The organism is Paenibacillus macerans (assembly GCF_900454495.1).
In the GTDB taxonomy this organism is placed as follows: domain Bacteria; phylum Bacillota; class Bacilli; order Paenibacillales; family Paenibacillaceae; genus Fontibacillus; species Fontibacillus macerans.
On the sequence record NZ_UGSI01000001.1, the window covers coordinates 90,644 to 101,993 of the forward strand.

The 11,350-nt window shown below is 53.4% G+C and carries 12 protein-coding genes; 9 read left to right on the plus strand and 3 right to left on the minus strand.

The features are described 5' to 3' along the window. Positions 1-88: 88 nt before the first annotated feature. Both DYE26_RS00380 and DYE26_RS00385 read right to left on the minus strand, forming a co-directional pair. On the minus strand, positions 89-373 hold the full coding sequence (locus tag DYE26_RS00380) for a YxcD family protein (protein ID WP_036621261.1): 285 nt from the start codon (positions 371-373) through the stop codon (positions 89-91). Positions 374-376: 3 nt separating this feature from the next. Then, the gene (locus DYE26_RS00385; RefSeq protein WP_036621264.1) at positions 377-814 is read right to left on the minus strand and encodes a hypothetical protein; all 438 of its coding nucleotides are present in this window, start codon (positions 812-814) and stop codon (positions 377-379) included. A gap of 217 nt (positions 815-1,031) precedes the next feature. On the opposite strand from DYE26_RS00385, the gene DYE26_RS00390 reads away from it, so the two are divergent. The 7 genes from DYE26_RS00390 to DYE26_RS00420 all read left to right on the plus strand — a co-directional run bounded on the left by DYE26_RS00390 (position 1,032) and on the right by DYE26_RS00420 (position 6,744). Continuing rightward, a complete protein-coding gene (locus tag DYE26_RS00390) occupies positions 1,032-1,400 on the plus strand; it encodes a hypothetical protein (protein ID WP_036621267.1) in 369 nt (122 codons plus the stop codon). 56 nt (positions 1,401-1,456) lie between these two features. Then, on the plus strand, positions 1,457-1,633 hold the full coding sequence (locus DYE26_RS00395) for a YfhD family protein (protein WP_082207721.1): 177 nt from the start codon (positions 1,457-1,459) through the stop codon (positions 1,631-1,633). Positions 1,634-1,758: 125 nt separating this feature from the next. Continuing rightward, the gene (prmA, locus tag DYE26_RS00400) at positions 1,759-2,727 is read left to right on the plus strand and encodes a 50S ribosomal protein L11 methyltransferase (RefSeq protein ID WP_036621269.1); all 969 of its coding nucleotides are present in this window, start codon (positions 1,759-1,761) and stop codon (positions 2,725-2,727) included. Between the two features lie 5 nt (positions 2,728-2,732). Next, a complete protein-coding gene (locus DYE26_RS00405) occupies positions 2,733-3,416 on the plus strand; it encodes a site-2 protease family protein (protein ID WP_036621271.1) in 684 nt (227 codons plus the stop codon). 176 nt (positions 3,417-3,592) lie between these two features. After that, complete coding sequence (locus DYE26_RS00410; protein ID WP_036621273.1) at positions 3,593-4,357, plus strand: 16S rRNA (uracil(1498)-N(3))-methyltransferase; 765 nt, start codon at positions 3,593-3,595, stop codon at positions 4,355-4,357. A 3-nt stretch (positions 4,358-4,360) separates the two neighbouring features. Further along, positions 4,361-5,704 (plus strand): tRNA (N(6)-L-threonylcarbamoyladenosine(37)-C(2))-methylthiotransferase MtaB, encoded by a 1,344-nt coding sequence (gene mtaB, locus DYE26_RS00415; protein WP_036621275.1) that lies wholly within the window; start codon positions 4,361-4,363, stop codon positions 5,702-5,704. Between the two features lie 608 nt (positions 5,705-6,312). Further along, the gene (locus DYE26_RS00420; protein ID WP_036621276.1) at positions 6,313-6,744 is read left to right on the plus strand and encodes an NUDIX hydrolase; all 432 of its coding nucleotides are present in this window, start codon (positions 6,313-6,315) and stop codon (positions 6,742-6,744) included. Positions 6,745-6,785: 41 nt separating this feature from the next. Here the strand turns inward: DYE26_RS00420 and DYE26_RS00425 are convergent, their stop codons facing one another. Then, the gene (locus DYE26_RS00425; protein WP_051985363.1) at positions 6,786-7,799 is read right to left on the minus strand and encodes a Na/Pi cotransporter family protein; all 1,014 of its coding nucleotides are present in this window, start codon (positions 7,797-7,799) and stop codon (positions 6,786-6,788) included. Positions 7,800-7,950: 151 nt separating this feature from the next. Here DYE26_RS00425 and DYE26_RS00430 point away from each other — a divergent pair, with 151 nt between their 5' ends. Both DYE26_RS00430 and DYE26_RS00435 read left to right on the plus strand, forming a co-directional pair. Then, positions 7,951-9,321 carry a class I SAM-dependent rRNA methyltransferase gene (locus DYE26_RS00430; protein WP_036621277.1) on the plus strand — a complete coding sequence of 457 codons (1,371 nt, stop codon included), beginning with the start codon at positions 7,951-7,953 and terminating at the stop codon, positions 9,319-9,321. 409 nt (positions 9,322-9,730) lie between these two features. Then, positions 9,731-11,128: a transposase gene (locus DYE26_RS00435; protein ID WP_155621591.1), complete on the plus strand. Its 1,398-nt coding sequence runs from the start codon at positions 9,731-9,733 to the stop codon at positions 11,126-11,128. Positions 11,129-11,350: the final 222 nt, after the last annotated feature.

An 11,350-nucleotide genomic window follows, 5' to 3' on the forward strand; every position in this document is an offset into this window, starting at 1 on the left:
TCGAAGCGGGGCCAAGGCATTACAGCAAGCAAACCAAAACAAGGCCGTCCCAAGAGAATCCGTTCTCTTTGGGGCGGCCTTGTCTCATTTAAGCGTCCTGCCGAATAATCGCGATGATTTCTTCGTGCAGTTCGAGCGTAATATCTTCCCGAAACGTACGCATGCCGTATTCCCGGTAGACGTATTGGATGATCGATTCCATGATATTGGATTCGACCAGGTAACGGCTGCGGCCGTTAACCCACACTTCCGCGGTATAGCCGGTGTCCTCGTCCCAGCTTAGTTCCACCTGCACGTCGGTGGGGCGGACTCCCGTCCTGTCCGCGGTGTGGAGACAAATTGCGTTAATGATTTCATCCATGCCGAGAACCATGATTTAGTATCTTCCTCCACGCCGGTAATCCTCTTGGCGCGGTTGGCGCTTGAAACGCCGGTATAAGGCGACGGCAGCGGCAACGATCACGTAAATAGCGAGCAGGTTGACGGCAAGTCCAAGCAGGTTGCCGAAGAAGCCCATATTGCCGAACAGCCCCCCGAACAACAGTCCTGCCAGTCCGCCGACCATCAGACCGCGCATAAAGCCGCCGCCGCCAGAAAAGCCTCGCCCCGTCGTGGAGCCTACTGTTCCGCCGGTTTTGTTGGTGGCCGCTCCATCGGTCCGCTGGTAATCGCCGGTAGCCGGCTTATTGGGCGACGGGTTGTAAGTTCTTGGACCGGACTTGAAGCCGCCTCGCTTGGCATCGGCCAGATCGGGGGAAACGAAGGCAAATATCAACGTAAATGCCATCATGATCATCATCATTTTCTTCATCATACTATGCGGATAACCTCCTATACAGATAAGTATATTCTGTTCCTTAGCAAGTAATACGGACGAGAGCCGCTGGAGTTTCAAATTTAAAATATTAATTCAGCAGCGGCCTTACTCCGGGCAATCTTGCATAAAGCCATCGGCAAATTTGCATCCTACTTAGCATGAACTGCAGCGGTGCAGCTTCATTCTCAAGCTGAAACGAAAGGCAGGGATTCGTATGGGTGAAAAAAATATTTTGGCGTATTTCAAAAGTCCGGAGCAGGCGGAAGGCGCAGCGCGCAAGCTGAGCGCTTTACGGGTCGTCGACATGTCGATCGACCGCTTCAGCCGCTACCCGGGAGAGGGTTATGATCCCGGAAATCCGGTGACCGGGAGCATTTCCAGCTTGGCGGCCATCACGCAGGACGCCGCGATCACAAACCGTTCCGCAGGGATATTGTCGGCGGCGGATCCGGCCGCCAGCGGGCTTAGCCACGGCGGCCAGGGCGGGCCGACCGGGCACGATATCGTGCTGACCGCCGTGGTCGACGAGTCGGTGCATCATCAGGCGCTCCGCATCGTGGAGGAAGCGGGCGGACTGATTTAACGTATTATCGCAAACGCTAGCAGTTTGAAATAATTACGGAAGGGAGATGTGAAGGGATGAGCCAAAGCGAGCAGGATCGCCGGACGAAACGGACGACGGCCAAATCGCGGTTTACGATCGGGCATAACGAAGACGTGGAGTTTTCCGAAGAGCTGGCCGATCAGGAGGATTGGGAGGCGCTGGAACGCAGTGAACGGGCCGATGCGCGCCAGCAAGGTCAATACCGGCTGTAGACCCGAAGCACTATGGAACAGGGCGGAGGAACCCGCAAAACGGTTCGCTCCGCCCTCTTTTGTCTCCATCTGCATTCTATAGTACAATAAATCTTATGCATATGAGTCAAGGAGGAAAACTTGCGATGATTTGGAAGGAAATAACTATACATACAACGGAAGAAGCCGTGGAAATGATTTCGAATTTCCTGCATGAAGCCGGCGCCGGCGGCGTAACCATCGAAGAGCACGCCGACAACGATAAGCCGCGCGATACCTCGCTGGGCCAGTGGTTTGAAATTCCGCCCAACGACATTCCCGAAGGCGAAGCCAAAATCAGCGGGTATTTTCCAGAGGGATTGGATATCGAGGCGATCATCTCCGAGGTGAAGGAACGGATCGAAGAGCTAAGGGGATATGATATCGACCCGGGCTTGGCCGAAATTTCGGTCAGGGATGTGAGCGAAGACGACTGGGCCAACAACTGGAAGCAGTATTTCAAGCCGCTTAAGGTATCCGATAGACTAACGATCAAGCCGACCTGGGAGGAGTACGCGCCCCAGTCGCCGGAGGAGAAGATCATCGAGCTTGACCCCGGCATGGCTTTTGGCACGGGAACGCATCCGACGACCTCTTTATGTTTGCGCACATTGGAGGGAGTCATCCGCGAAGGGGACGAAGTGATCGATGTCGGAACCGGTTCTGGCATTTTGGCGATCGGCGCTTGCCGGCTGGGCGCTGCTAGGGTGCTGGCGCTCGATCTCGATCCGGTGGCCGTGTCCAGCGCAAGCGAAAATACGAAACTGAACGGGCTGGAGGACAAGATCCAGGTCGTGGAAAGCGATTTGCTGTCGGTGCTGAAAGACGGCGGAAGCGGCAAACTGCAAGTGTCGCTGCCGGTCCGGGTCGTCGTGGCCAATATTTTGGCGGAAATCATTTTGCTTTTTATCGACGATGTGTTCCAGGCCCTGCAGCCGGGAGGCTATTATATCGCTTCGGGAATCTATAAAAATAAAGAACAAGCCGTAGAGGAAGCGCTGCTTGCCGCGGGGTTTGAGATCGAGCAAACGGCCCGGGAAGAGGATTGGGTTGCTTTCGTGGCGAGAAAGAGGTAGCTTGCATGGATTTTTTGAACCAAATATTGCGCGTCCCTTTGGACCAACTTCCTTTTTATTTGATCACGCTGGTGATTGCCTTTACGATACATGAGTTTTCGCATGCTTATTTCGCCAATAAATTCGGTGATCCGACGGCTAAGCTGCTTGGCCGAGTAACGCTGAATCCGGCGGTGCATTTCGATTTATTCGGGATCATCCTGCTGTTGATCGCCGGTTTTGGCTGGGCCAGACCGGTTCCGGTCAACCGGGACAATTTCAGTAGGCCCCGCTTGATGGGCGTGGTCGTTTCGGCGGCCGGACCGCTCAGCAATTTGCTGCTCGGCGTGGTGGGGACCGTGGTGTATGTGATGCTGGGGCATTTTGGCGTTCTGGAATCGATTGCGAACGAGCGGCTTTTGCAAGCGGTTTTGATTTTTTTCTATCTGTTCAACGTTACGAACTTTTTCTTATTTTTGTTCAACTTGATTCCGCTGCCGCCGCTGGACGGGTACCGGATTCTGGAAGATATCGTGCCGCGCCGCGTGCTTGGCAAATTGCAGCAGTTTGAGCAATGGTCGATCTTTATCTTTTTGATCATTCTGTTTATTCCCGCTTTGCGGCAGCACACGATCGACCCCCTTTATCAGGCGGCTTATTCGATGTATCTTCAGTTAGCCCATTTTTTCCTGCTGTTGTTTGGGACTTGAGGCGGGAAGAAAGACTGGAACAAATATATTAAAAGTTGTATGATGTAATTTGGTGATTTTTAGAGGTAGTTCAAAAAGTCCAGCTTTTGAAGCTATAAGGAAGAATAGACGACCAAACAATAACTTCCTTAACCTCCATTTTTGAACATGTACTTTTTGTGTGAGGATGGATGAGCATGCAGCGTTATTTTGTGGAGCCGTCGCAGTTTGGCGAACGGGAAGTGGCGATTGCCGGGGAGGATGCCCGCCATATCGGCAGGGTGATGCGTTCCAAACCGGGCGACAAGCTGATCGTAAGCGATGGCGTATCCCGTGAAGTCCTCGCGGAAATAACGACGATTGAGCCGCAGCAGGTGACTGCGGCAATTATAGAGACGCTGACGGCATCCGGAGAGCCGTGGCTGCAAGTGACGGTGGCCCAGAGCCTGCCGAAAGGCGACAAAATGGAAACCGTGATCCAGAAGTGCACGGAGATCGGGGCTTCCGCTTTTCTTCCTTTTTTGTCCGAGCGCACGGTCGTGCAGTACGATCAGAAGAAGGAAGAGAAGCGCCTTGGCCGCTGGCGGAAAATTGCCAAGGAAGCGGCCGAGCAGGCGCACCGCAGCAAAATTCCGGCGGTGGAGATGCCGGTGAAATGGGATGGGCTGTTGTCCGTTTTGTCTGCCTACGATCTGGTGTGCTTATGTTATGAAAGGGAGCACGGCCAGCAGCTGCGCGATGTATTGAAGCCTTTTGTCCTGGGCCTGACGCCCGGACAGACTTGCAAGATCGCCGTTGTGGTTGGACCCGAAGGCGGTTTTGCCGAAGAAGAAGTGCGGGAGGCCGAAGCCATGGGTGCGGCGGCCGTTGGATTGGGCCGCCGCATTTTGCGGACCGAGACGGCCGCTATGGCCGCCCTGACCTGCATCATGTATGAATCCGGAGAAATGGGGGGAAGTTGAACGATGCCATCTGTCGCATTTTACACTTTGGGCTGTAAAGTCAACTTTTACGATACGGAGGCCATTTGGCAGCTGTTTAAAAACGAGGGCTACGAACAGGTCGATTTCGAACAACAGGCCGCCGACGTTTATTTGATTAATACGTGTACCGTGACGAACACGGGGGATAAAAAGAGCCGGCAGATCATCCGGCGCGCCGTGCGCCGCAATCCGGACGCCATCGTGGCCGTGACGGGCTGTTACGCCCAAACGTCCCCGGCGGAAATTTTGGACATTCCCGGCGTCGATCTCGTCATCGGCACGCAGGACCGGGACAAAATCATTCCTTACGTGAAGCAAATCCAGGAGCAGCGCAAGCCGATCAACGCCGTGCGCAACATTATGAAAACCCGCGAATTCGAAGAGCTGGACGTTCCGAATTTTGCCGACCATACCCGCGCTTTCCTGAAGATCCAGGAGGGCTGCAACAATTTCTGCACCTTCTGCATCATCCCTTGGTCGCGCGGTCTGTCGCGCAGCCGCGATCCGCAAAGCGTGCTTCAGCAGGCGCGCCAGTTGGTCGCCGCGGGCTACAAAGAAATCGTGCTGACCGGCATCCATACGGGCGGATATGGCGACGATCTCGAAAACTACCGCCTGTCGGACCTGCTGTGGGATTTGGATAAAGTGGAAGGTCTGGGGCGGATTCGCATCAGCTCGATCGAAGCGAGCCAAATCGACGAACGCATGCTGGAAGTTTTGAAAGGATCCTCCAAAATGTGCCGTCATTTCCATATTCCGCTGCAAGCCGGCAGCAACGAAGTGCTTAAACGCATGAGAAGAAAGTATACAATTGAGGAATACGAGCATAAAATCAGAATGATCCGTGAATTTATGCCTGAGGTTGCTATCACGACGGACGTCATCGTTGGCTTCCCAGGCGAAACCGATGAGTTGTTCCGCGAAGGTTTTGAAGCGATCAAACGGATCGGCTTTTCGGAAATCCACGTGTTCCCGTATTCCAAACGGACCGGGACGCCGGCCGCGCGGATGGAGGACCAGGTGGATGAAGAGATCAAACATGCCCGCGTGCATGAGTTGATCGATTTGTCGGAACAGATGCAGCTTGCCTATGCCGAGAAATTCGTCGGCCAGGTGCTGGACGTCATTCCGGAAAGAGACGAGAAAGGAACGGCCGGAGACGGTTTCGCGACCGGCTTCAGCGACAACTATTTGCAGATCCGTTTCCCGGGCGCCCCGGACTTGACCGGCAAAATGTGCCGCGTCAAGCTCACCAAGGCCGACGTCAATACAAACGAAGGCCAGTTGGTTCGCGTCCTGGACGAATCCGCGCAAGCCTTGGCTTAAATAGGTTCTTGCCCGCCCGGGCGTTAAGCAAGGATTTCAACCCTCCAGGGTTGAAATCCTTGTTGTCGCATTAGGGCAAAAGCAAGGTAGCGAGCAACGCTTTTCAATGGTAACCTAGGACGACAACAACTATTCTAACGGTTGCCACAACCGCTATTTGCCCCAAAAACGTTGATTTCAAATTCTAACGGTTGCCATGGCGCTTATTTTACTTAAACCCGGCTAATTATGCTTAGATTAAGACAAATAACGACGCTCACAACCGTTAGAATTTAGAAAAGGCCCTTTTTCGTAAAATAGCAGATGCTACAACCGTTAGATTTCCGGCGGACGATAGTTTCGATTCGAAAGCCTGCGCAATTACGGGAAATCTGGAAAGTATCCCGAACTTGTCTTGTGCAAGAGTTTATGCAACGCTAATGGTTCCAAGCACAAAGTAAAGCGAATCCCGCAGGGAGAGCGAGCAGGAGCGTCTCAGCCAATCGCACGTTAGTCCAATTTGCGGGTATCCAAAGGGCAGCAGGCCCCCTGAGGCCCTCCCTTACGGTAAGGGAGGGTTTGGGGATGAGATCCCGGGTTGAGGCCCATAAGAAGGAGGTACAGCCAGAATGGCATTCAAAGAAATCTCTGCAGGAGGGGTTGTCTATCGCAAGGATGGCGGCCGGATGCAAATTCAGTTAATTACCGATCGGTACGGCAAAATATCGTTCGCCAAAGGAAAAAGAGAGCCCGGCGAGACCGTCGAGCAAACGGCGCTTCGCGAAATTTTGGAGGAGACGGGCATCGTCGGCCGGATTATAAAGCTGATTGATATCATTGCTTATACTTATATGCATCCCAAGTATGGTAATGTGGATAAGGAAGTCCACTATTATCTGGTGGAATGCGAAGGCGGCAAGCTGCGCCCGCAGTTGGAGGAAATCCGCAGCGTGGCCTGGCACGATCCGCATGAAGCGTGGAAGCTTCAGCAGAAATCGGGATACGATAATAACGATTTTATTTTGGAAAAAGCGCTTAGAATGCTTGGTTTGCGGCCTTAGCTTCAAGCCAAAGAGGTCCGGGTCCGGCGCCGCCCCTTGTTTTAAACCGGCTTTGCGGGCGGCAGGGCCGGTGCGGCGTCCGAACCGGAATGATCCAGCCGGGACCAAACCGGCAAATAGCAAAACGGCAGCGCAAGCAAGGAGCTAACCACGTTAAAAATCGTTTGCGTATGCGCGATTTGCGCGGAAAGATCCGAGGACAGCCAGTTTACGGCAGCTTCAAGCCACGGTGTCAGCGGAAGAAACAGCGCGGCGCCCAGCACATTGAGTATAACATGCGACCAGGCGACGAATTGCCCGGGACGCGTTCCCCCGATGGCGGCGATCAGCGCGGTGACACAGGTCCCGACATTGGAGCCGATGACCATGGCGATCCCGAACTCAACCGGAAGAGCGCCGCTTCCGACCAGCCCCATCGTCATGGCGACGACCGCCGCGCTGCTGTGAATGATCGCCGTCAGCACCGCCCCGGCGACAGCTCCCCATAGGAGGCTGCCGGTGGCGTGCGCCAGCAGCCAGTCGATGGCGCCGCGCGCTTCCAGCGCCGGGCCGATCGACTGCATCATGCGGATCGCGATCATCACCAAGCTGAACCCGGCTGCGGTCAAGGCGCCGAACTGCAAGGGAAGAAGCAAAGGGAACTTCCGTTTTACATAGGCGGGCAGCATTTCATCCCCGAGGACGGTCCCGGCCCACACCAGCAAAGAAACGAGCAGCATCGGTACGCCAAGCTTGGCGATATTTAAAGCGATCAACTCCGTGGTGATGCAGGTCCCGATATTGCCGCCAAGGATAATGCCAAGCGTCCGGGCATAAGAGAGCAGACCGGCATTCACGAGACCGATCGTCATGACGGTAATCGCCGTACTGCTCTGCAAAATGGCGGTGATAAATGTGCTGGACAGCATTCCCGTCCAGGGCGTACGCGTCGTCGTGTGCAGAAACCGCATCAGCTTTGGGCCGGCCCAGGCGTGCAGAGCCGCTTCCATGACTTTCATGCCGAACAGGAACAGGGCCAGTCCAAATGTGACCGGAAAAATAATCTCTTGAAACATGCTGCCAAGGCCCCCTTTTTAAGTGAGAGTTCAAAAAGTCAGGTTTTCGGCACCGAGAAGGGAGCTAACTTTTTGAACAACCTCATTAAGTGTACAAGTTACATATATGACATGGGGACAACAGAACAGAACAACTTTAGGAGTGAAACAAGTGGCCAAAGTCATTTTAGAGCGAAGCCGCAAAAAACGGCTGGAAAAAGGGCATCCGTGGATTTACCGCAATGAAATTGCATCCGTCGAGGGCGATCCGGCTCCGGGAAGCCTGGTGGACATCGTCGATCATCGGCTCAGATATTTGGCGACAGGATATTACAATCCGGCTTCGCAAATTACGGTCCGGGCGGTTTCATATCAGCCGCTGGCCGAAATGGACAAGGACTTCTTCGTCAAACGGATTACGGACTGCCTGCGTCATCGCGAGCGGTTCGTGAACGAACAATCGTACCGGCTTGTCTACGGCGAAGCCGATTTTTTGCCGGGCCTGATCGTGGACAAGTTCGGCGATGTCCTTGTCGTTCAGCTGCTGACCTTGGGGGTGGACCGCTGCCGGGAAAATATCGTAGCGGCGCTGGCGGAAGTGCTCCGGCCGGTCGGCATATATGAGCGGAGCGACGTGGCCGTACGCGAGATGGAGGGCCTCATGCAGGTAAAGGGGCCGGTTTACGGCAATCCGCCGCGCCGTGTGATCGTAACGGAAAACGGGCTGAAGATCGAGGTCGATATCGAGCAGGGGCAAAAGACGGGATATTTTTTCGACCAGCGCGAAAACCGGGCTTCGATCAAGCCTTTGATGACGGGCTGGGGCGGACGCAGCGGGATTGCGCTGCAGGAGCTCCCGGCGGAGGATGGCGGCGTCCGGCTTGCTCCCGTCAACCGCAACGGTAAAGAGGTGACCTTTCCTTACTGGGATGGAGCGTCGGTGCTGGAATGCTTTTCGCATACGGGCAGCTTCACGCTGCATGCCTGCAAATACGGCGCCAAAAAAGTGACCTGCCTCGATATTTCCGAGCACGCGATCGCAAGCGCGAAGCGGAACGTGGAGCTCAACGGGTTTGAAGACCGCGTGGAATTTGTCGTCGCCGACGCGTTTGACTATCTCCGCAGCCAAGTAAAGGGAGTGGAGGAGCGCGCCCGCAGGGCTGCGCCGGGCGGCATGGTGGATACCTCCGTGCCGCTTCCTGCCGGAGGCGGCCGGACCTGGGACGTGGTCATTCTCGATCCGCCGGCGTTCGCCAAAACAAAAAGCGCGGTTAAAGGCGCATGCCGCGGCTACAAGGACATCAATCTGCACGGGATGAAGCTGGTTAACGAAGGCGGGTATTTGGTGACCGCCAGCTGCTCCTACCATATGCGTCCCGACCTGTTTCTGGAGACGATTCTGGAAGCGGCGGAGGATGCGGGAAAAGTGCTGCGGCTGATCGAATGGCGGGCGGCCGGAAAAGACCATCCGCAAATCCTCGGCGTGGATGAGGGGCACTATTTAAAATTTGCGATCTTTGAGGTGCGCAGCAAAACGTTTTGATTCGGCATAGTAAACCAGAAATTCACACGCCATTTCTCCAAACTTGGGGGAATGGCGTTTTGCTTAAATATTACAGAATTTATAAATCAACTTTCGTAGAACCAAAATCGGCTTAACCGTTGATGCTGTACAGACGGAGTACGAGTAAAATTTTAACCTATTGATTTCGCATGGCGGGATGGCGGGCAAAACGAGTGCTTGACTGGCCTCACTCTGACCATGAATTGCAAATCAGAGTCAATTTCATAATTCAAAACGCTTGATATAACTGGATTTTTTGGGCATAGAAAAAGGAGTACCTCCCCAAATCTCGAAGTAATAGTGACCAAACCAAACTCGAGAAAGAGAAACGGAGGTAATCCCTATCTATTCAATTCGCCAAACGGAGTTGTTTTCCTTCGAGGAATTAATGGAAATGCGCCCCGAAGATAAGTACAGCCAAATCTTCGAGCATTTGGATCTTGCCCCAGTCATGCAGGCACTCAGCAAACCAAAACGTCGCGGGCGTAAGGAAGAATTAAATTATCCAGCCATGGTATATTCGCTGCTCATCGCAAAGATGGAGGGTATAGAATTCGTCTCTTCCATCATAAAACGTCTGGAAAGCAGCGAGGAGTTTCGCATCCAATGCCGGTTCACCGGCTCGGACCGTATACCAAGCGAATCGACCTACTCTCGGCTGAATCTGGCGCTGCAGCAAAAGGGTCTGCTCGAACAGGTGCTGGACCGTTTGGTGAGAGCCGCTCATGCCGAGGGTTTCTTAACGGGAGCTCATATCGCCGTCGATTCCTCGGCGGTTGAAGCGTGGGACTGCCAATATGGAGAATCTGCTGCCAAACGCCGAGCCGCAAGGAAACAGAAGCAAAAGAAGGAATCTTCGGTGCAACAGCTCGAAATGGAGCCCGTTCTCCCCGTGTCTGAGACCGAACCCACGAAGCCGACAAAGCCGGTTTACGGGCGTGGAAATTGCTCGGCCGAAGAAAAGGAGCGCCGCCGTAAAGAACGGGAAGCATACGAGGCGAGCCTGCCCCCTTTCGAAAAGAAAATAGAAAACATGTTGCCCTTCACCTACGACGAGCTGTTTGAAGCGATGCCCAGGTCTGCTTCGCGTTGCACCAAGAAAAATTCGAAAGGCAAGCTCACCACCTGGTATGGCTATAAAGCCAACATCGTAGTGGATACCGATAGTCAGTATGTGCTCAGCGGGGTACTGAGCTCGGCTCATTTGAACGACCAACGCATGGCTGTACTGTTGCTCAAAGGTCTTCCACTTAAGTTTCCCATGCTGAAGGTGAAATATGGGTTGGGGGACAAAGGCTACGACAGCACGCCCATTTACGAGTTGATTCGTTCGCTCCAAGCTTACCCGATCATTGATATCATCCACCATACGGCTCCGCCGGAAGGGATGAATCTTGATTATGGTCCGGTTTGCAAAGAAGGCCACGCCTATCGGTACGACAGCTTTGATCCCAAGTATGAGACACTTCGGTATACCCGTCCAAGCGAGTGCAAGGAATGTCCGTTTGCGGAATCCGGCTGCCAAAAGGTGTTTAAAATTCGGATCGAAACGGACGTGCGTAAGCACACCTATCCGGCAAGAGGCAGCAAAGGGTTTAAAGAACTGTACAAAAAGCGAACGGCTGTCGAGCGTGTCTTTGCCTATCTCAAGGGTTACTATGGATTGAAACGAACACGTCACCGCGGTGTCCGAGCCAACGTCGACTTCCAACTCAGTATACTTGCGTACAACCTAACCAAGTTTGCACTCGATAAGTTGAATAAACGCCTGCCTCAAGCAGCATAACCGTATTTTTTTAAACAAGCAGCATTTTATTTTCGGTAATTATAGCTCTATATTCGAATCGAATTATGAAATTGACTCAATCATACAACTAACTTTATATCCACTTACCTTATCATTCGTTTAATTGCATTTCATACAATTATTTCCTCGTCACTGTAAGCTTATCTTTGAAAGATCACGGAATAATTGCATGTTTTACACTTAATCAAACGCTTTGGCAGC